This window comes from Acidovorax sp. ST3 (genome assembly GCF_003231145.1).
GTDB lineage: Bacteria > Pseudomonadota > Gammaproteobacteria > Burkholderiales > Burkholderiaceae_C > Acidovorax.
Map to the genome: position 1 here is coordinate 75,070 of NZ_QKVP01000003.1, position 20,639 is coordinate 95,708.

Consider the following 20,639-nt stretch of genomic DNA (forward strand, 5'->3'; position numbering starts at 1 on the left):
CGGATTGTAGTTATCGGCAGCGCTGGGAACAATGCACGCCATACCGCTGGCTGCGCCCTGCAGCCGCATCCCCGACGCCATTGCAAGGACCGCTTGATGACCTCTTCCGCCCCCGCCAAAACCTACCGTATCGCCCTCATTGCCGGAGACGGCATTGGCAAGGAGGTGATGCCCGAAGGCCTGCGCGTGGTGTTGGCCGCTGCCAAACGCTTTGGTATCGCCCTCGAAACCACCACCATCGACTGGGCCAGCTGCGACTACTACGCGGCCCACGGAAAAATGATGCCGGACGACTGGAAGGCGCAACTGTCAGGCATGGACGCCATCTTCTTCGGCGCCGTCGGCTGGCCTGCCACCGTGCCCGACCATGTGTCGCTGTGGGGTTCGCTGCTCAAGTTTCGCCGCGAGTTCGACCAGTACATCAATCTGCGCCCGGTGCGTCTGTTCGAAGGCGTGCCCTGCCCCCTGGCCGGTCGCCAGCCGGGCGACATCGACTACTACGTGGTGCGCGAGAACACCGAGGGCGAATACACCTCGCTGGGTGGCGTGATGTACGAAGGCACCGACCGCGAGATCGTGATCCAGGAGTCGGTCTACTCCCGCCACGGCGCCAACCGCCTTTTGAAGTTCTCCTTCGACCTGGCCCAAAGCCGCTCCAAAAAGCACGTCACCCTGGCCACCAAAAGCAACGGCATCGCCATCAGCATGCCCTGGTGGGACCAGCGCGCCGACGATGTGGCCAAGGGCTACCCCGAGGTCACGCTGGACAAGCAGCACATCGACATCCTTACCGCCCGCTTCGTGCTGCAGCCCGGCCGCTTTGATGTGGTGGCCGCCACCAACCTGTTTGGCGACATCCTGAGCGACCTGGGCCCCGCCACCACCGGCACCATTGGCCTGGCCCCCTCGGCCAACCTGAACCCCGAGCGCCACTTCCCCAGCCTGTTCGAGCCCGTGCACGGCTCAGCGCCCGACATCTACGGCAAAAACATCGCCAACCCGATTGCCATGATCTGGTCGGGTGCGCTGATGCTGGACTTCCTCACCCACGGCCAGGGCGCAGGTCGGCAGGCGCACGATGCGATCGTGAGTGCCATCGAAGAGACGATCAAGAGCGGTCCGCGCACGCCCGATCTGGGCGGCACGGCGAGCACGACGCAGGTGGGTGAGGCCATCGCGGCGAGAGTGAGTGCACAGACTGAATGACGCCTGGCGGCCAATCACTCCTGAATTAATAGCTACCAGCGCATGAAACACCTGCGCTATACGCTCATTCCATTCAAAAATGGCTCTCACCCTCCTCCTGGAGGCACCTTGAACTGCTCGGTGACGCGCTGCTCGGCACGCGCCGCAGCAGCCGCCAAACGGTCTCTGGCGTTGCGCGCGCCCGCCATGGCTCCCTGCAGGGCGCGCAGAACAAAGACCACGGCAACCGATCGCGCGGGTCGCTGGCGGCCCACCAGGTGGGGATTGGAAACGGCTCTGGCGGCGGTGGTGGAGGACTGCGGGTGTTTCATGGCCCCGCAATGCTCTCGCCGGGCTTACCATCTGTAAAGTTGAATTCAATGACGATTCACTTCACAAATCCTGATGCGTAACCTGAACCTCGACCAGCTGCAGACCCTGATCGCCATCGCCGACCTGGGTACTTTTGCCGCCGCCGCGCAGGCGCTGCACTTGGCGCCGCCCACCGTGAGCATGCACATCAAGGAACTGGAATCGCGCCTGGGCGCCGAGCTGGTGGTGCGCGGGCGGCGGCAGGCCGACCTCACCCCCGCAGGCGAGGTGTTGGTGCGCGAGGGCCGCCAGTTGCTGCTGGCCAGTGATGACCTGGTGGAGCGCGTGCGGCGCCACGCATCCGGCCGCGAAGGCATGGTGCGGGTAGGCGTGTCGGCGGGCGTCAGCACCCGGCTGCTGCCACGCATGCTGGAGGCGCTGGCAGCGCGCAGCCCCGGCGTTGAAATCCGCCTGGAGGCCGTGGGCTCGGCCGAGTCCATGCAGCGCCTCAAGGCGGGCACGCTGGACATTGCCATCGTCGCCAGCCCCCAGCCCCCGCTGGCCGAAGTCAAGCAAACACCCTGGCGCAACGACCCCATGGTGGCCCTGCTGCCCGCCGCGTGGGAGGCACCCGACCGTATCGGCCCCGACTGGCTGGCTAGCCGCCGCTGGGCATCCTTTGCGCCCGCCACGCAGATGCACGGGCTGATCGCCAACTGGTTTGGCCAAGCGGGGCATCACCCGCGCCCGTTTCTGGCGCTGAGCTACCCCGGCGCCCTCAAAAGCCTGGCCGTGGCCAGCCAGTGTGCCGCCTTGCTACCGATGGAAGAGGTGGAAGACCTGCAGGGCACGCCCGGCGTGCAGATCCGCCCCCTGCAGCCGCCGCTGATGCGCCCCATGGCCGTGGCGCACCGCCACCAGCCGCCGCCCTCGCCCGCCGTGGAGGGCGTGCTGGAGTTACTGGCGGACTTTGAAGATTTCGCAGAGTGATGGTGGAGCACACCGCGCGCCGTCACGCGGGCGGCAAGCCCTGGGCGCCCTGGGCAGGCCGGGCAGAAGACCCGGCAGCAAGCCGCTGCAGGTAGGGCTGCACGAACAGGTACAGGCCCGTCAACAACAGCAGCGCCAGCGGCGGCAGGGGCGTATAGGTCACCCAGTCCGGCGGGTGGCCTCCCCTCTGAGCACGGACCACAAAATTGGCGATGACGGCCAGGGCGTGTCACCCTCCAATTCCCCCACGCGAAAGCCATCCAGGCCGTGCAGTGCTAGGCGCCCTGAGTGCCGTGTAGCCCCGCTACACAAGCGAAGGACAACGACGCAATGCGCGGCCTGGATGGCTTTCCTTTCGGGCTGGCTGCGCAATGCGGCGTCTGCTTTGTCAGGTGGCTTGCCAATAGCCAGCTATTGGCTGCGCCCCCCTTCGCGCATCCATCCGCATTGCGCGGCCAGCGCGCGGGGGAATTGAAGGGTGGCACGCCCTGGCGCGAATGCCATCGACACCCAGCGATGAAACCGCCGGATGCCCACACCGGCGCTCATTGCGCACCTCCAGCGGCCAGCTGGATCATCTTCCAGCCGTTGCCCGCCGGGTCGCGAAAGCCTGCGTCCACGTTGCCGTACCGGTCCACGGGCTCCTGTGTGAACTCCACACCCAAGTCCCGCAGTCGGGCATAGTCCGCGCGGCAGTCCGCCACATGGAGCACCAGCGCAGGCATGGCACCTTTGGCCACCATCGCGCGCAAAGTTTGCGCTGTGGCTTCATCATGGATCGGTGGGCCGGGCCTGAACAGGCCCAGCTGAAAGCCCGGCTGGTCAGGGTACTGCACCGTCAGCCAGCGGTAGGGCCCGTTGCGCACGTCCGTGTGCACGCGAAACCCGAGTTTGCCCACGTAAAACGCGAGCGCTTCGTCCTGGTCGTCCACATACACGCCCACCACACCAATGCCTTGGTTCGTCGTCATCAGATCTCCTGGTTCGTTGCTGATGTCGGCTTTGTACCTGCGGCCTGGCGGCGGCGCTTCTCCGAAACTGCGGTGATGAGGTCGGGACGTTGCGCAGCCTTCAAAACGCAGGCGGGCACCTTGTCCCGTGGCTCCACAGTGGCCTGGGCCTGCTGGCGCACCACACTGGGGCTGTGCCCCGTGATGTCACGGAAGGTGCGCCCAAAAGTGCCCAGGCTCTCCCAGCCGGTGGCAAACGCGATCTCAGTGATGGGCAGGTCCGTGTCGCGCAGCAGCGTGGTGGCTTGCTCGATGCGGCGTGTCAGCAGGTAGCGGTGGGGCGGGATGCCAAAGGCCTGCCGAAAGGACCGGGCGAAATGCGCCTCCGAGACGCCGCTCACCTCCGCCAGCCGCTGGACTGGCCAGGCCTCGTGCGACGCAGCGTCCATGTGGTCCTTGGCGCGCAACAGGCGGCGCAAAAGCGCCGGGTCTTGGGGCGCAATCGGGTGGGCGGCTTCGCCTTTGACTGGGGGCTTCGGGGGCACGGAGGGCATGGTGGGTGCAGCATATCGCCTGTCTGGCGGCACTCCTGCACCGCCGGTACAGAGGCAGGCAAGACTTGCGAGGCACCACAGGTGAACACAAGCACCGTGAACAAAGTCACCGTCTTCGCGATGGGCCTCACCCGCTGCGGGTGCTGCCGAGACAAGGGCATGGAATCATCGCGGCATCGCCCGTCGATGGCCGCCCGGCCGTCGGCAGCCCCCATCATTCATCTCTTCGCGAACCATCCACCATGAAGCGTCTTCTCATCCTGGGAGCCACGGGCTCCCTCGGCCGCCACGTGCTGCAGCAGGCTGTGGCAGCCGGCCACCAGGTATCGGTCATCGTGCGCAACCCCGCCAAGCTGCCCCCGGACCTGCGGTCACGCATCACGGTGCACCCTGTGGACCTGGGCACGGTAGCCACCGGCGCTTTGGCCGACTTGGTCCGGGGCCACGAGGCACTGATCAACTGCGCGGGGCTGGTCACCGAAGGCCGCGCTTTTGTCGAGCTTGTGGACCGCGTAGTTTCCAGTGTGGAATCCCTGGCGCCTTCCGAGCGGCCGATCTGCTGGTTCATGGCGGGCGCCGCCGTGCTCGACATCGGCCAGACAGGCCGCCGGGGGGTTGAACTGCCCAAGGTGCGCGACACCTATTGGCCGCACCGGAAGAACTTTGAGCGCCTGAACACGTCCCCCACTGACTGGCGGCTGCTGTGCCCCGGGCCGATGGTGGACCAAGCCGCGCTCGGCATCGACCGGCTGCGCATTGCTGCGGACCAGCTGCCGGTCGCTGTGCCGTCCTTTGCAGGCAAGCTCCCCAGCCCGCTGTTGCTGCTGCTATTTGCGTCAAAGGTGCCGCAGATGATCGTGCCCTATGCCGATGCAGCGGCGCTGATGCTGGCCCATCTTGTGCCCCGGGACGCGATGTCCCGGCACCGCGTCGGCCTCGCTCTGCCCGTGGGCATGCGCGGCAAGAAAGACACCTGGGCGGCCAAACCCCGCAGTGCCAGCTGACGCAGACCTCCATGAAAAAAGGCCCTCGCAGTCACGAGGGCCTGGGAGGCAGGAAAGCTGCCGAAACTTGCCTCACATCAGCAACTTGCAGCATCCGCCTGCGGCAGCCATAAAGATCAGCTCCCCGCCACCTTCATGCGGTTGACCAGGATGGAGCCCACCGTCTTGGCACCGTAGTTGTAAGCATCTGCGCCCACGGCCTCGATGCCCTTGAGCATGTCTTTCAGGTTGCCCGCGATGGTGATCTCGTGCACGGGGAAAGCGATCTTGCCGTTCTCCACCCAGAAGCCGCTGGCGCCGCGCGAATAGTCGCCCGTCACGTAGTTCACGCCCTGGCCCATCAGCTCCACCACAAACAGGCCGGTGCCCAGCTTTTGCAGCATGGCGTCCAGGTTGTCGCTGGCCTGCGTGAGGCGCGAGGTCATCACCAAGTTGTGCGAACCTCCGGCGTTGCCCGTGGTCTTCATGCCCAGCTTGCGGGCCGAGTAGCTGCTGAGGAAGTAGCCCTGCACACGGCCACCCTGTACCACCTTGCGCGGCGCCACGCGCACGCCTTCTTCGTCAAACGGCGAGCTGCCCTTGCCACCCAGGATGAACGGGTCTTCCAGGATGTCGATGTGCTTGGGGAAGACCATCTTGCCCAGCGAGTCGAGCAAGAAGCTGCTCTTGCGGTACAGCGAACCGCCGCTGACAGCCTGCACAAAACCGCCCAGCAGGCCCGCGGCCAGGGTCGATTCAAACAGCACGGGGCATTGCGTGGTAGGGATCTTGCGGCTGCCCAGGCGGCTCAGCGCGCGCTGCGCGGCATAGCGACCCACGGCCTCGGGCGATGCCAGGTCGGCCGCGTTGCGCATGGAGCTGTACCAGGCATCGCGCTGCATCTCGCCGTTCTTGCCGGGCAGGGATGCGATGGGCGCCACCGAGAAGCTGTGGCGCGAACTGGCATAGCCGCCGCGAAAGCCGCGCGTGTGGGCGCTGAAGAAATGGCTTTGCTGGGCCGACACGCCTGCGCCTTCGCTGTTGGTGATGCGGCGGTGTGTCTTGAACGCCGCGGCTTCGCAGGCCTTGGCCATCTCTGCGGCCTCTTCGCTGGTGATGGCCCAGGGGTGGAAGAGTTGCAGGTCGCGGTGCGTGTCTGCGGGCGCGATGTCGTCGGCATCGGGCAGGCCCGCCACGGGGTCTTCGGCGGTGAAGCGGGCGATGTCGTAGGCAGCCTGTACGGTCTGCTCGATGGCCTTGGTAGAAAAGTCCGACGTGCTGGCGTTGCCCCGGCGGTGGCCGATGTAGACCGTCACGCCCAGCGACTTGTCGCGGTTGCGCTCCACATTCTCCAGCTCGCCCTTGCGCACGCTGACCGACAGGCCGCAGCCTTCGGACGCCTCGGCGCCTGCGTCGGTGGCGCCCAGCTTCTTGGCATGCGCCAGGGCGCGGTCCACCAGCTCTTCAAAAAACGGGCGGCTGTAGCTGAAGCCGCTGTCAGGGGTGCGAGAGGAGGCGGCTGCGGGCGCGGCGGCCAGCGCGCCAGGGGTGCGCGGGGCGCGATTCGAGGGTTTGTTCATAGCGGCAGCTATGATACTTGCCACTGTGGCGCGCTCTGCGCCACTCGTTTTTTGCCCCCACCACCCATGTCACGCAAACCCAAAAAAGGCTACTTTGTGCGAGGCCAGTTCGTTGCCGAAGGCAGTGAACTGGACATTCAGCTCAAGGCCGAACTCAAAGGCACGCCCGATGCCAGCCGCACCGATCTCAAGCGCGAGAGCGATGAACTGCAGGACCTGGGCAAGGAGTTGCTGACCCTGCGCGCCGACCTGTTCGACGCCGTGGGCCTGCCCGACAAGCTGGTGGAGGCGCTGGCCGAGGCCAAGCGCATCACCAACTTTGAAGGCAAGCGCCGCCAGATGCAGTACGTGGGCAAGCTCATGCGCAAGCTCGAACCCGAGCTGGTGCAGGCCGCCCGACAGGCCCTGGAAGAGCAGCACAAGGGCTCTGCCACCGAAAAGCTGCAGCTGCACCTGGCCGAACAATGGCGCGACCGCCTGATCGCCGATGACGACACGCTGGCCGCCTGGATGGCCGAGCACCCCACCACCGACACCCAGCAGCTGCGCGCGCTGATCCGCCAGGCGCGCAAGGACGCACAGCCCGCAGGCAAAGAGGCCAATGTCCAGGTCTCGCAAGGCCTGGCGCCCCGCAAGGGCCGTGCGTACCGCGAGCTGTTCCAGCTGGTGCGCGAGCACCTGGGCGGCACCGGCACGGCAGATGCCGGCGACACCGACGAGGACAACGACGATGAGTGAAGCCGTCCACGACGCCGTCAAGATCGGCATCGTCTCCATCAGCGACCGCGCCAGCACTGGCGTTTATGAAGACAAGGGCCTGCCCGCACTGCAGGACTGGCTCACGCGTGCGCTGCACAACCCCATCACCTTCGAGCCGCGTCTGATCCCCGATGAACAGGCCGGCATCAGCGCCACGCTGATCGAGTTGGTGGACGCCGGTTGCGCGTTGGTGCTGACCACGGGTGGCACCGGCCCCGCACTGCGCGATGTAACGCCCGAGGCCACGCTGGCTGTGGCGCACAAGGAGATGCCCGGCTTTGGCGAGCAGATGCGCCAGATCAGCCTGAAGTTCGTTCCCACGGCCATCCTCTCGCGCCAAGTGGCAGTGATCCGGGGAAACAGCCTCATCATCAATCTGCCCGGCCAGCCCAAGGCGATTGCCGAGACGCTGGAGGGGCTCAAGGACGCCGACGGCAAGCAGATCGTGCCTGGTATCTTTGCTGCAGTGCCCTACTGCATCGACCTGATCGGCGGGCCTTACCTGGAAACACGCGATGAGGTGTGCAAGGCGTTCCGGCCCAAGACGGCGATTCGCGCACCGCGCACATCCAACTGATCGCCGGACAGCCCGACACTGTGGCGCTATACGCTTTCTCAGTACGCATCGGTAGCAGTGCGGACCTGCTATGAAATACCTCTGGCTTGTCCATCTGCCGCTGCTGGTCCTGCTTGGCTACCTGTACTGGCGAAACCGCAGCATGAAACAGCGGCAGGATGCGCTGGTGCAAGGCCTGAAGGGGCAGCACTACTGGCGCATCAATCTGGCACGGCCTGGTTTCTATAAGAGCTGGCTGCGCATCATGCCGTTTGAAGCCAAGGGTGTGCTGATTGACGACGGCGAGACACTGCGCATCAAAGGTTTCTGGCTGAAGGGCCACCGCCCATTCGAATCGTCTATCGACAAGGCCAGCGCCAGCGTGCAATGGCTTGGTAACCGGCACCTGCGCGCGGGCAACCTGTATTGGGCCGAGCTGAACACCCCGCGCGGGGCGCTGTTGTTTTGTGCGGATACCGGCATGTACGCGCTGCCTTCGCGCGAGGCGCTGTCAGACATATTTCGCAGCGCCTTCCCGGACTACGCACTTGACGAGCAACAGACCACGGACTTTGCCCTGGAGAAGAACCCCCGCAGCATCAGCATGGTGGCCGCGTTCTTCGCGCTTTTCCTTTTCAGCCTGATCGACACCTTCGTCATCAGCCGCTTCGAACTGACCGATGCGCAGTTGCTGAACATGCTGGTAAGCCCCCTGCTACCACTGGGCGCAGCTGCTGGGGCCGGCGTTCTGCTGCTGTCGTGCTACCTCTTCATGAACCGCGGGGGAGTCCCCGCCCGGGAATCCATGGTGGTGGGCACCTTCGTCGCCCTCGCGGCGCTGGGCGCTGCACTGCCCGCCGCCAAGCGCGTGGACCAATGGCTTGCAGACGGACCGACGCAGGCCTATACCTACCGCGTGACTTCCGCCATGCGGCTGGAACCGGTCGACCCGTCCCTGGGCCTGCCCCGCATGTACTTCCCGCGCGCACGGGAGTACTGGGATCAGTTTCCCCCAGGCAGTGACTACCAGATACCTTTTCTGCGGGGCCCTCTGGGACTATGGCAACTCGACCATGCCGCTTTTGATCCGCCGCTGATCGCCTTCTACGAGAAGCGATAGCCGCAGGTGTCGCGGCGGCCCAGCACCCAACTCGCTGCAGGACTACTTGCCCACCAGCTCGTTGAGCTTGCCCGCCTCGAACTGTTCCTTGATCGCCGCGTCGCAAGGCACGCAGTCCTTGGCCTGCTGGTTGGCGGCCGAGAGTTTTTCGATCGCCTGCCACAGCAGCGCAATCTGATGCTCTTGCGATGAGGCGTTGTCGATCAAGCCGCGCATGGCCTGCGAAAGCGGGTCGTCTTCCTGCGTGATGCCGTAAGCGGTGAACTTGCGCGCCGGCTGGGATTCGGTCACGTCGGCGCTCTGCCCCTCTTTGGACGGGATGATGCGCGCCGGGATGCCCACCGCCGTGGCGCCTGCAGGCACCGGCTTGATGACCACGGCGTTGGAGCCGATCTTGGCACCATCACCCACCTCAAAGCCGCCCAACACCTTGGCGCCCGCGCTCACCACCACGTCCTTGCCCAGCGTAGGGTGGCGCTTGGTGCCCTTGTACAGCGAGGTGCCGCCCAGGGTCACACCCTGGTAGATGGTGCAGCCGTCGCCGATCTCGGCGGTCTCGCCCACCACCACGCCCATGGCGTGGTCGAAGAACACCCGCTCGCCGATCTTGGCGCCGGGGTGGATCTCGATACCGGTGAACCAGCGCGCAAAGTGCGAGATGAAGCGGCCCAGCCACTTGAGGCCGTGGTGCCAGCACCAGTGCGCGGGGCGGTGCAGCCAGATCGCATGCAGGCCCGGATAACAGGTGATCACCTCCCACGTGCTGCGCGCGGCAGGATCGCGGTCGAGGATGCACTGGATATCGGAGCGCAGGCGGGCGAACATTGGTTGTTATGGTTATTTGTAAATGGGCTGCACAGTCTATCGTTTCGCCTGCGCCGTCTCGATCATGGCTTTGGCGACACCTCTCAAGATGTGGATTTCCTCAGGGCTGAGCTGCGCGCGGTTGAAAAGCTGGTTAAGGCGGGGTATTAGCTTCTTGGGCGCGGCCGGGTCCAGAAAGCCGATGGAGGTGAGCGCCTGCTCCCAGTGGCTCAGCATGCCCGCCACCTGCGCCGCATCGGCCAGCGTGCGCGGCGGGGTCGCGTCCTGCACCGCAAATCCGCCCAATGCCTGGCGCCACTCATAGGCGATCACCTGAATGGCGGCTCCCAGGTTGAGCGAGCCAAAGCCGGGGTTGGTGGGAATCGACAGCGCTACATGGCAGCGGTACACGTCTTCGTTGGTCATGCCAAACCGCTCGGAGCCGAAGAGAAAGGCCACGCCGGCTTGCGGGGCCGCGCACGGGTCTGCAGGCGTGTCGCCGGATGGATTTGAAGGGTTTTGGGCCTCTTGCGATAGTGCTTCATGCCTGAGCAGCTCACTTTTTAATAGCATTTCAAAGTGGGCACGTGGCGCGGCCGTCGGCGGGCCGAAGTCGCGGGGCGTCATGGCCGTGGCGCACAGGTGGCTCATGCCGTCCAGTGCTTCGTCCAATGTGGCGACGATGCGAGCGTTGTTCAGCACGTCGAGGGCGCCGCTGGCGCGCTGGATGGTTTCCTCGCGCCGCAGCACGTTGGCCCAGCGTGGAGCGACCAGCACCAGGTCGTCAAACCCCATGGTTTTCATGGCACGGGCGGCGGCGCCCACATTGCCGGCGTGGCTGGTGTTGATCAGGACAAAACGGGTCTTCATGGACGGGCGGGGCGAGAGGGAGAAAGCGGCCGGTTAGGCAAAAAAGGGCTCTGCGGGTAAAATCCTGCCCTCTATTGTCGCCGCCCGCATCGCCGGGACGGGTCGGACCTCCCCGCTCATCCTGTACGCAGACGCTCGCGCCACCCTGGCCGTGCGCTGCCAACCACCACAATTTATGTCGTCTACTCTGCACCCCATGCTCAACGTGGCCATCAAGGCTGCACGCGCCGCCGGCGCCATCATCAACCGCGCGGCCCTGGACGTGGAATCGGTGCGGATCTCGCAAAAGCAGATCAATGACTTTGTGACCGAGGTGGACCACGCCTCCGAAAAGATCATCATCGAGACGCTGCTGACGGCATACCCCGGCCACGGCATCCTGGCGGAAGAGTCGGGCAAGGAATACGGCGCGAGGGATTCGGAGTTCGTCTGGATCATCGACCCGCTGGACGGCACGACCAATTTCATCCACGGCTTCCCCGTGTACTGCATCAGCATTGCGCTGGCCGTGAAGGGCAAGATCGAGCAGGCCGTGGTGTACGACCCCACCCGCAACGACCTGTTCACCGCCACCAAGGGCCGCGGAGCCTTCCTGAACGAGCGCCGCATCCGCGTGAGCAAGCGCACCCAGCTCAAGGACTGCCTGATCTCCACAGGCTTCCCTTTCCGCCCGGGCGACAACTTCAAGAGCTACCTGAACATGATGGCCGACGTGATGCAGCGCACCGCCGGCCTGCGCCGCCCCGGCGCCGCTGCGCTGGACCTGGCCTATGTGGCTGCGGGCTTCACCGACGGCTTCTTTGAAACCGGTCTGTCGATCTGGGACGTGGCAGCGGGTTCGCTGCTGGTGACGGAGGCCGGCGGCCTGGTGGGCAATTTCACGGGCGAAGCCGACTTCCTGGAGCAGCGCGAGTGCCTGGCGGGCAACCCCCGCGTGTACGGCCAGCTGGTGCCCATCCTGGGCAAGTACAGCAAGTTTGCGAGCGCTGGCGACAAGGCGGCTGTGCGCCAGGCGGCTGCAGCCGATGCGCCAGCCACCGAGACCCAAGACACTAACGAAGGCGCGGATGCAGCAGAACCAGCCGCCCCGCAGGCCGACGCCGCCAAGGGCGAAGACGCGCCGTTCTGATCTTCCGTGCCCTCGCCCTTTGGCGCGAGGCGCTAGGCGGGGTCTGGATATTTCTGCGCAATGCTGCGGAAGTCTTCCGCAATGTCCACAAACGCATCCACCATGTCAGGGTCGAAGTGGGTGCCCTTGCCCCGCACGATGGTGCTGCAGGCCTGGTCGTGCGAAAACGCGGGCTTGTACACCCGCTTGCTAATGAGCGCGTCGTACACGTCGGCCACGGCCATCAGGCGGGCCGACACCGGGATGGCATCGCCCGCCAAGCCCTGTGGATAGCCGGAGCCGTCCCACTTTTCCTGGTGGCTGTAGGCGATCTCCTTGGACACGCTCAAAAACGCCACACGCATGCCCAGGCGCCGCTCGGCTTCTTCGATCGCGTCGCGGCCCAGCGTGGTGTGGGTCTTCATCACCTCAAATTCTTCCACCGTGAGCTTGCCGGGCTTGAGCAGGATGCTGTCGGGGATGCCGATCTTGCCGATGTCGTGCAACGGGGCCGACTTGTAGAGCAGCTCGATCATGCGGTCGTTGAGCAGATGCTCAAAACGCGGGTGGTGGCGCAGGCGCTCGGCCAGCGTCTTCACATACAGCTGGGTGCGGCGGATGTGGTTGCCGGTTTCGTTGTCACGCGTCTCGGCCAGCGAGGTCATGGCCATGATGGTCACGTCCTGGATGGCCTGCACCTCCAGCGTGCGCATGGCGACCTCGCGCTCCAGATAAGCGCTTTTGTCGCGCAGGAAGTCGGCCGTGGCCTTGAGCGCCAGGTGCGTGTTGACGCGGGCCAGCAGGATGGGCGGGCTGATGGGTTTGGTGATGTAGTCCACCGCGCCCAGCGCCAGCCCCATGCGCTCGTCGTCGGTATCGGAGCGCGCCGTGAGGAAGATCACCGGGATGTCGCGCGTGGCGGGTGCCTCCTTCAGGCGGCGGCAGACCTCGTAGCCATCCACCTCGGGCATCATGATGTCCAGCAGGATCAGGTCGGGCGGCGTGGCCGACTGGGCAATCTTGAGCGCCTTCTCGCCATGGTTCGCCACCTTGACCAGGTAATGCTCGCGCAGCAGGCTGCCCATGAGGGTGAGGTTTTCGGGCGTGTCGTCCACCACGAGCACGGTGGCAATCGGCTTATCTACCAAGGTCGCCGGGCTGGAGGCAAAAGGCGCGTTGTCCATGCAAATGTCCTGCGTAAGTGCCGTTCAGGGGGATTCGAGGGCGGTGGATTCGGAGCCAGGCACCGCAGCCATGGCCTCCAGTGCCTGCTCGAAATCAAAGTTCAGGGTGTGCTTTTCAACAGCCTGGAAAGCGCTCCCCAGGGCCGCCTTGAGCAACACGCCATTGTGTTGGAAAAACTCGGTGGCTGCAGGGTCGTCCTGCTCCAGCAAGTGGCGCAAATGGTGTTCGGCCTCGGCGGGTGTCATGCACGGCCCGGATGCTCCCTCAGAGGGCGGCACACCGGGCCCCGGTTCCGCTTGCCCCTGCACCGCTTGCAGCACCCAGTCCTGCAGCCCCTGCAGCAGCGGCTGTAGCGCAGCACGCAGCTCCGCCAGCAACGGCACGATGGCCTCGTTGCCATGGCGAAAACGCAGCGCGTGCTCCAGCGCCTGCGCGCGGTCCGACACGGCCTGCGCGCCAATGTTGGCGGCCACCGACCGCAGCGTGTGGGCCAGGCGCTCGGCCAGCGCTACGTCATGCACCGCGAGGGCGCGCTGCAGCTCTGGCAGCACCGGGGCCTGCCCTTGCACAAAGCGGCGCAGCATCTCGGCATACAGACCCGTCTTGCCCAACGCACGCTGCAGGCCCAGGTTTGTGTCCAGGCCCGGCAGATCAGGAACATCCACCGGGAGCCAGCCTGCTGCCGTTGCACCAGCAGCCCCTGCCGCCAACGATGCCGCCACTGGCGCCGCATTGCTGCGCGCGGGTGGTACCGCGGCACCCAGCCCCTCGCGGGGGCGGATCCACCGGGCCAGCGCGGCCCACAGGGCCGCAGGCTCGATGGGCTTGGCCACATGGTCGTTCATGCCGGCCGCAAAGCAGCGCTGGCGATCCGCCTCCATGGCGTTGGCCGTCATGGCGATGATGGGCAACTGCGCATAACGCGGGTTGCCGCGCAGCAGGCGCGTGGCCGTCTCGCCGTCCATGACGGGCATCTGCATGTCCATGAGCACGGCGTCGTAGTGCTTGCGCTCAATGTGGTCGATAGCGATCTGCCCGTTCTCGGCTACGTCGACGGCAAAGCCTGCGTCCAGCAGCAGCTCCATCGCCACCATCTGGTTGAGCTCGTTGTCCTCGACGAGCAGCACGCTGGCGCCCCGGATGTCCAGGGGCAGCTCGTCGGCCGCAGGGGCGGGGGTGACCGCACGGCGTCGCTCCGAGCCCGATGCCTCCAGCGGCTGCATCAGGGTGTCGAACAGCAGCGAGGCATTGACGGGCTTGATGAGCACGGTTTCGATGCCCTGCGCACGTGCGGCCCGCATCACGTCCTCGCGCCCGTAGGCCGTCACCATCAGCATCTGCGGCACCTTGGGCATGCCCAGGCTGCGGATGTGGCCGGCCAGCTCCACGCCATCCATGCCCGGCATGTGCCAGTCCAGCAGCAACAGGCCAAAAGGCTGCTGATGGGTCATGGACTCGCGCAGCCGGTCCAGCGCCTCCAGGCCCGAATGCGCCTGTTCCACCACAAAACCCATGGCTTGCAGCATGTCGGACAGCACCGTGGCCGCCGTGTGGTTGTCGTCCACCACCAGCACCCGGGTTCCCCGCAGGTCGGGCGGTGGGAGCAGCACCCGCGCCGGCGCGCCGCGCTCCAGCGGCACCGACACCCAGAAGGTGGAGCCCTTGCCAAAGCGGCTTTCCACACCCACCTCGCCACCCATCAGCTCGGCCAGGCTCTTGCAGATCGCCAGCCCCAGGCCGGTGCCGCCGTAGCGGCGCGTGGTGGAGGTGTCCGCCTGCTGGAAGCTCTGGAACAGGCGCGCCATCTGCTCGTCGGTGAGCCCGATGCCTGTGTCACGCACCTCGAAACGCAGCCGCACCTGGTTTCCCATCTCCTCCAGCAAACGCACGGCAATGCTGATCTCGCCCGACTCCGTGAACTTGATGGCGTTGTTGGCGTAGTTGATGAGGATCTGGCCCAAACGCAACGCATCGCCCACCAGGTTGGGGGGCACGTCGCTGGCCACATCGCAGACCAGCTCCAGTCCCTTGGCTCCGGCCTTGTAGCCCACCACATCCGACACGCTTTCCAGCATCCGGTCGAGCAGGAACGGCTGGCGCTCCACCACCAGCTTGCCCGCCTCGATCTTGGAGAAGTCCAGGATGTCGTTGATGACGCCCAGCAGATGCTGGCCCGCCTGCTGGATCTTGCTCACATAGTCATGCTGGCGCGGGCTCAGGCCCGACTTGAGCGCCAGATGCGACATGCCGATGATCGCGTTCATCGGCGTGCGGATCTCGTGGCTCATGTTGGCCAGGAAGTTGGACTTGAGCGCGGTGGATTCCTCGGCCAGCTCCTTGGCGCGCCGCAGTTCCTGTTCAGCGCGCTGGCGGTCGGTGATGTCCACAAACGTACCGATGGTGCCGCCCGCCGTGCCATCCGGGCGCGCAAAGCCATGCAGCCAGAACAGCGTGTGGTGCAGTTCGCCGTCGGCATAGGGCAGGTCCACCTCACGGTGCACCTTGCGCTCGCCTTCCATGGCCTGTACCGCGTCCTGCTCGAAGCGGGTGCGGGTCTCTTGCGGCAGGTAGTCCAGGTCCATCACCGTCTTGCCGATGAGCGCCTCGCGCGTCACCCCGAAGGCCTGCTCGTAGGCACGGTTCACCCCGATGTACCGCCCGTCTGCCCCTTTGTAGAACAGGGGCACTGGGATGGCATCGATCAGCGCCTGCTGGAAATCCAGCTGCCCTGCCACCTGTTCCTCCAGGAGCTTCTGATCGTGGATATCCACGTTGACCCCCACCACCCGCACGGGCTGGCCCTGGGCGTTGCGGAAAATGCGTGCAGCCTCCAGGAACCAGCGCACCTCTCCGTCCGGGCGCACGATGCGCCAGGAGTCGCGCAGGTAATCCTCGGTGCCAGCCAGGCAGCTGTCGAAATAGGCGCCCGCCTGGTCGCGGTCCTCGGGATGCAGGCAGTTGAGCCAGAAGTCCCGTCCGTCGGGCTGGGTGCCGGGCGGCAGGCCCATCATCTGCGCCAGCTTGTCGGACCAGACGATTTCGCCAGTGATCAGGTTCAGATCGAACACCCCGATCTTGCCCGCCTCCTGCGCCAGCTCCAGACGCTCCTGGGCCTGCTGAATGACTTGTTCTGCGCGCCGCTGTTCGCTGACGTCTTCAATCACCCAGATCGAGGCGGTGCCAAAGTCGTCCATCTTAAGGCTGCGGCCCGCCAGGCGCGCCTCAAACCGGGTGCCATCCAGCCGGTACAGCGTCGCGGTCTCGCGCAGCGCCTGGCCCGACGCCAATGCGGGCGTTACGCGGGCGGTGAACAGGTCGGCATGGCCCGCACCACCGAACAGCACCGACACCCCGCGCCCCAGCAGCTGGGATGCCGTGCCGCCCATGAGGTCCACAAACGCCGGATTGAACTGGCGGAACTGCCCATCGCACACCAGCACGATGGGCGGCGCGTTGTCAAAGATGGCGGTCTGCTGCTCCAGCAGTTCGTTGAGCAGGCGCTCGCGGCGCTCCAGTTCCTTTTGCGCCTGGATGCGCTCGGACACGTCCTCGTGCAAACCCACAATACCGATGCGCTTGCCACGCCCGTCAAACACAGGGGACAGCGTGGCCTCGTCGTGGTAGATGCTCCCATCTTTGCGCCGGTTGACGAACTGGCCTTGCCAGGATTTGCCCGAGAGCAGTGCCGACCACATCAGCTGGTAGGTCTGCGCGGGCGTCTGGCCGCTGGCCACCAGCGAGGGCTTTTTGCCCCGCACCTCGTCGAGCGAATACCCGGTGTTGCGCTCGTACTGGGGGTTCACCCAGTCGATGCGGCCCTCGCCATCGGTGATCACCACCGACACGGGGCTGCTCTCCAGCGCCGTCCCCAGCACCCGGAAGCGCTCCAGCGCGCTGGCCACCCGCGCGCGGCTGCGCAGCAAATCCAGCAGCAACAGGCCCAGCAGGCAAAACAACACAAAGGCCACGGCCCCGATGCGTGCGCGTTGTGATGACGTCATCAAGGCGCTGATGTCGTCCAGCGCCACCAGTTGCCACTCACCGGTCGGGTCGTGCCAGTCAATGGCCCGGCGCTCGACCGCATGGGACACGCCGTTGATCTGCACCTCGCCCGCATCGGCTGCAAACGGCAACGCAGACGCCACGCCGTTGTCAAAGTGGCGGCCGAACTGGCGCGTGGCCCGGATGGCGTCGATGCGCGCCTGCGTGAGCGGCGGTGCCACCGCAAACTGCCATTCGGGCCGGGTGGCGGCAAAGGCCACCCCCTGCGGCGACAGCAACACCATGGGCAGGCCCGCGCGCTTGAGCAGCAGGTCCACCGGCTCGAAGCCCACCTTGAACATGACCACGCCGATGATGTTGCTCGAAGGCGTGTCGCTTTCGTACAGCGGCGCCGCGTAGTACAGCCCGCGCTCCTGGGTGTTGCTGCCAATGGCCGCATACACGCTGGTCGCGCCCTGGATGGCCTGCTGGAAATAGGGGCGAAACGCGAGGTTCAAGCCCGTGGACCGTTCGCCCGGCGTCTCATGGGCCACCACGGTGCCGTCTGCCGACATGACATACACGCCCTGCACCAGAAAGCGCCCCCGCGCCACGGCCAGGCGGGACAGGGCTTCGGGGTGATCGGGAGGCAAGCGGCCCAGCGCCATGTCCTTGAGCAGCGGCTCGCTCAGCCCCATCAAAGACACGGCCCCCAGCATGGAGCCACCGGTGGTCTGTGCTTGCAAGGTGTCTGCCGTCTGCTGCAGCAGACGCGAGCGCTCGGCAGACCGCTCGTCGGCACGCCAGTGTTGCGCCCCCTGCACCACCAGCACTGCGCCCACCAGCGCGAGGACTACGACCAGCAACAAGCCACGCAGGCCTGGCGCTTTGCGGTCCAGAAGCTTGTCAAACCACATGCCTACGCCCTTGCCACGCGGGCTCCCTGCCCAGTGGATCCGTTACTGTCAGCCTGCGGGGTCCAGCAATGCATCGATAGTCTCCGCCGGCCCGGGCCTTCCAAACAGATACCCCTGGAACCCCTCGCACCCATGCAGCCTCAGAAAACTCAGCTGCCCCGTCGTCTCCACCCCCTCGGCCACCACCTCCAGGTCCAGGCTCTTGGCCAGCGCCAGGATGGTCCGAACTATCGCCGCGTCGTTCGGGTCCGTCAGCACGTCCCGCACGAAGCTCTGGTCGATCTTGACCTGGTCCAGCGGCAGGCGCTTGAGGTAGCTCAGGCTGGAGTACCCGGTGCCGAAGTCGTCCAGCGCAAAGCCCACGCCTTCGCTTTTGAGTTGCACCATGCGTGCGATGGTGTCTTCGATGTCGCCCAGCAGCAGGCTTTCGGTGAGTTCGAGCTTGAGTTGCCGGGGGTCTGCGTTGTGGTTCTTCAAGGTTTGCAGCACTTCGGCCACGAATCCGGGTTGGCGGAATTGGCGGGCGCTGACGTTGACGGAGATGGACAGGTGGGCGGTGTCCGGGTGCTGGCTCCAGCGCTGCAGTTGTTCGCAGGCGGTCTGGAGCACGTATTGGCCCAGGGGGAGGATGAGGCCGGTCTGTTCTGCCAGGGGGATGAAGTCGGCCGGGCTGATCATGCCGCGCTGGGGGTGGCGCCAGCGCACGAGGGCTTCTGCGCCCAGGAGGCGGGCGTGGTGGTCGACCACGGGCTGGTAGTGCACGAGCAACTCGCCCCGGGCCAGGCCCTGGCGCAGGTCGGCTTCGAGGTTGGAGCGGGCGTTCACCGCTGCCTGCATGTCGGGGTCGAAGAATCTCTGGGTGTTGCGGCCTGCGGCTTTGGCCTGGTACATGGCCAGGTCGGCACGCTTCAAGAGTTCGTCCACGGTGAGGCGTTCGTCGCCAAAGAGGGTGATGCCGATGCTGGGGGTGCTGTAGTGCTGGGCGCCGTCCAGGTTGAAGGGCTGGTTCAGGCTGGCCAGGAGTTTTTCTGCGACGGTTTCTGCCTGGGTGGCGGCGTTTTGCAGGTCGGGGGCCAGGGCTTCGAGCATGACGACGAATTCGTCGCCGCCAAAGCGGGCGACGGTGTCGGCTTCGCGCACGCTGCCCACCAGGCGGGCGGCGACCTGGGCCAGGAGTTGGTCGCCCATGTCGTGGCCCAGGGTGTCGTTCAAGTCCTTGAAGTTGTCGAGGTCGATGAACAGCAGTGCGCCGAGATTGCGGGTGCGCTGGCAGGCGGCGATGGAGCGTTGCAGGCGGTCCAGGAGCAGGCGGCGGTTGGGCAGGCCCGTGAGCGCGTCGTAGAAGGCCAGGCGTTCGATTTCTTGCTCGGCCAACTTGCGGTCGGTGATGTCCATGGTGAACCCATGCGACACCACCGAGCCATCCGCCTCGCGGTGCGGAATGGCGTTCGTCATGTGCCAGCGCACGCTGCCGTCCGGCATGCGCACGCGGTACTCACACTGCCAGGGCACCAGCTTGCGCACCGACATCATGGCCGAGCGCTGAACCAACGGCAGGTCTTCGGGCACCACGCGGTGCATGAGCACTCCATGGTTGGCCGTGACCTCGTGCGGTTCCACCCCCATGAATTCGCGCACGGCATCGCTGATGTACTGCACGCTGGTGCCGCCGTCGGAATGCAGCCGGTATTCGTAGATGAAGCCGGGAATGCGGCTGGCAATGCGCTGGATGAACAACAGCTGCTCACGCAACTGCTCTGCAGCGCGGTGCTCGTCTGTCACGTCCTGCACCACGCCCATGACCACCTGCACGCCGTCACGCGGCAGCGTGCGCTGCACGCGCGAGCGCATCCAGCGCACTTCGCCGTCCGGCCGACGCCAGCGGTACTCCACGTCCAGCCCGGACCCACGCTCGCGGATCTTGTCGAACACGTGCCGATCTTCCGGCAGGATGCCGCTCACCGCGCGCTCGGGGTCCACCCATTCCTGTTGCTCAAACCCTGCGATGTCGCACAGGCCGGGCGACCAGAGCAGCACGGTTTCGCCCGGGTCTTCAATGCGCCGCCAGTGGCCGGTGCGCGCCAGACTCTCCATGGTGTTGAACACATCGGTCTGTTCGCGCAGCTCGCGCCGCACTTCTTCCAGTGCGCGCTCGGACGCTGCCAGCGACACCCGCAGGTTCTCGGCCTCCGAGGCATCACGCACCGTGACCACGATGCTGTCGTTCGTCACGCGCCGGGCCGACAGGTCCCAGGCCAGCAACAGCCGGCCGGGCTCGCGCACCACCTGGCGGCACTCCAGCGGTGCACCCACGCGCACCACGCCGAGCAACTGGTCCATCAAGAGTGTGTTGGCCAGCAGGTCAAACACCTCGGATGCATCCACGCCCGGGTGCCGTACTGCGCCCAGCCCCGGCATGCGCCGGGCCGCAGCGTTGGCCGCCAGCAGCAGCAATCGGCCGTCCTGCAGACGAAACTCCATGAGCGCCACCGGCACTGCATCCACCAGCGCTTGCAGGCGCGCCTGCGCCATGGGCTCGATGAGGCCGTCCCCGGCAGGGGCGAGGAGGTCGGACAGCAGTTCGGACGAAATCACGGTCGCTCTGAAGCCTCTGAATCCTGGGGTTGAAACACCAATGCGCAAACGGAGGATGGCTCCGTTCAGGGTCAAGCTGCCAGCATACAGCCAAGAGTATGTCAAAACGTAACATCTTGGCAGAACGCAGTGGAATTCACCAAGGGGAAACCCGATGACCGAACTGCTACAGTCCACGCCTCATTCCTGC

General features: G+C 65.8%; 17 protein-coding genes. 7 read left to right on the top strand and 10 right to left on the bottom strand.

All coding sequences use genetic code 11. The annotated features are described in order from the left end of the window. The first annotated feature begins 96 nt into the window (after positions 1-96). Positions 97-1,206: a tartrate dehydrogenase gene (locus DNK89_RS09625; RefSeq protein ID WP_110959916.1), complete on the top strand. Its 1,110-nt coding sequence runs from the start codon at positions 97-99 to the stop codon at positions 1,204-1,206. 86 nt (positions 1,207-1,292) lie between these two features. Here the strand turns inward: DNK89_RS09625 and DNK89_RS24250 are convergent, their stop codons facing one another. Then, positions 1,293-1,517 (bottom strand): hypothetical protein, encoded by a 225-nt coding sequence (locus tag DNK89_RS24250; protein WP_153064276.1) that lies wholly within the window; start codon positions 1,515-1,517, stop codon positions 1,293-1,295. Between the two features lie 73 nt (positions 1,518-1,590). Here DNK89_RS24250 and DNK89_RS09630 point away from each other — a divergent pair, with 73 nt between their 5' ends. After that, on the top strand, positions 1,591-2,487 hold the full coding sequence (locus DNK89_RS09630) for a LysR family transcriptional regulator (RefSeq protein ID WP_110959917.1): 897 nt from the start codon (positions 1,591-1,593) through the stop codon (positions 2,485-2,487). A 22-nt stretch (positions 2,488-2,509) separates the two neighbouring features. Here DNK89_RS09630 and DNK89_RS09635 read toward each other — a convergent pair whose 3' ends face one another. The 3 genes from DNK89_RS09635 to DNK89_RS09645 all read right to left on the bottom strand — a co-directional run bounded on the left by DNK89_RS09635 (position 2,510) and on the right by DNK89_RS09645 (position 3,991). Beyond that, positions 2,510-2,650, bottom strand: a complete 141-nt coding sequence (locus tag DNK89_RS09635) for a hypothetical protein (RefSeq protein ID WP_238990754.1) — start codon at positions 2,648-2,650, stop codon at positions 2,510-2,512. Between the two features lie 382 nt (positions 2,651-3,032). Beyond that, complete coding sequence (locus DNK89_RS09640; protein WP_110959919.1) at positions 3,033-3,458, bottom strand: VOC family protein; 426 nt, start codon at positions 3,456-3,458, stop codon at positions 3,033-3,035. Continuing rightward, complete coding sequence (locus tag DNK89_RS09645; protein WP_110959920.1) at positions 3,458-3,991, bottom strand: helix-turn-helix domain-containing protein; 534 nt, start codon at positions 3,989-3,991, stop codon at positions 3,458-3,460. Before DNK89_RS09645 ends, DNK89_RS09640 begins: the two co-directional genes overlap by 1 nt. A 242-nt stretch (positions 3,992-4,233) precedes the next feature. Between DNK89_RS09645 and DNK89_RS09650 the strand changes: the two genes are divergently transcribed. Continuing rightward, positions 4,234-4,995: an NAD(P)-dependent oxidoreductase gene (locus DNK89_RS09650; protein ID WP_110959921.1), complete on the top strand. Its 762-nt coding sequence runs from the start codon at positions 4,234-4,236 to the stop codon at positions 4,993-4,995. A gap of 116 nt (positions 4,996-5,111) precedes the next feature. Here the strand turns inward: DNK89_RS09650 and pmbA are convergent, their stop codons facing one another. Beyond that, entirely contained in the window at positions 5,112-6,554 is a 1,443-nt protein-coding gene (pmbA, locus tag DNK89_RS09655; protein ID WP_110959922.1) for a metalloprotease PmbA, read from the bottom strand. A gap of 66 nt (positions 6,555-6,620) precedes the next feature. On the opposite strand from pmbA, the gene yjgA reads away from it, so the two are divergent. The 3 genes from yjgA (at position 6,621) to DNK89_RS09670 (ending at position 8,989) form a co-directional block, all read left to right on the top strand. Further along, positions 6,621-7,292 carry a ribosome biogenesis factor YjgA gene (gene yjgA, locus DNK89_RS09660; RefSeq protein WP_015015181.1) on the top strand — a complete coding sequence of 224 codons (672 nt, stop codon included), beginning with the start codon at positions 6,621-6,623 and terminating at the stop codon, positions 7,290-7,292. Beyond that, positions 7,285-7,890, top strand: a complete 606-nt coding sequence (gene mog / locus DNK89_RS09665) for a molybdopterin adenylyltransferase (RefSeq protein WP_110959923.1) — start codon at positions 7,285-7,287, stop codon at positions 7,888-7,890. Before yjgA ends, mog begins: the two co-directional genes overlap by 8 nt. Before the next feature lie 70 nt (positions 7,891-7,960). Then, positions 7,961-8,989 carry a hypothetical protein gene (locus DNK89_RS09670; RefSeq protein ID WP_110959924.1) on the top strand — a complete coding sequence of 343 codons (1,029 nt, stop codon included), beginning with the start codon at positions 7,961-7,963 and terminating at the stop codon, positions 8,987-8,989. Between the two features lie 42 nt (positions 8,990-9,031). Here the strand turns inward: DNK89_RS09670 and cysE are convergent, their stop codons facing one another. Both cysE and DNK89_RS09680 read right to left on the bottom strand, forming a co-directional pair. Continuing rightward, positions 9,032-9,814 (bottom strand): serine O-acetyltransferase, encoded by a 783-nt coding sequence (cysE, locus tag DNK89_RS09675; protein WP_110959925.1) that lies wholly within the window; start codon positions 9,812-9,814, stop codon positions 9,032-9,034. Between the two features lie 36 nt (positions 9,815-9,850). After that, on the bottom strand, positions 9,851-10,663 hold the full coding sequence (locus DNK89_RS09680) for an RNA methyltransferase (RefSeq protein WP_110959926.1): 813 nt from the start codon (positions 10,661-10,663) through the stop codon (positions 9,851-9,853). Between the two features lie 175 nt (positions 10,664-10,838). Here DNK89_RS09680 and DNK89_RS09685 point away from each other — a divergent pair, with 175 nt between their 5' ends. Further along, complete coding sequence (locus DNK89_RS09685; protein WP_043565586.1) at positions 10,839-11,792, top strand: inositol monophosphatase family protein; 954 nt, start codon at positions 10,839-10,841, stop codon at positions 11,790-11,792. 32 nt (positions 11,793-11,824) lie between these two features. Here the strand turns inward: DNK89_RS09685 and DNK89_RS09690 are convergent, their stop codons facing one another. Genes DNK89_RS09690 through DNK89_RS09700 form a run of 3 tightly spaced genes read right to left on the bottom strand, consistent with a single transcriptional unit; the run spans position 11,825 to position 20,449 of the window. Then, a complete protein-coding gene (locus DNK89_RS09690; RefSeq protein WP_110959927.1) occupies positions 11,825-12,955 on the bottom strand; it encodes a two-component system response regulator in 1,131 nt (376 codons plus the stop codon). 24 nt (positions 12,956-12,979) lie between these two features. Next, positions 12,980-17,854, bottom strand: a complete 4,875-nt coding sequence (locus tag DNK89_RS09695; protein WP_110959928.1) for a PAS domain S-box protein — start codon at positions 17,852-17,854, stop codon at positions 12,980-12,982. A gap of 48 nt (positions 17,855-17,902) precedes the next feature. Continuing rightward, on the bottom strand, positions 17,903-20,449 hold the full coding sequence (locus tag DNK89_RS09700) for a bifunctional diguanylate cyclase/phosphodiesterase (protein ID WP_238990756.1): 2,547 nt from the start codon (positions 20,447-20,449) through the stop codon (positions 17,903-17,905). Positions 20,450-20,639: the final 190 nt, after the last annotated feature.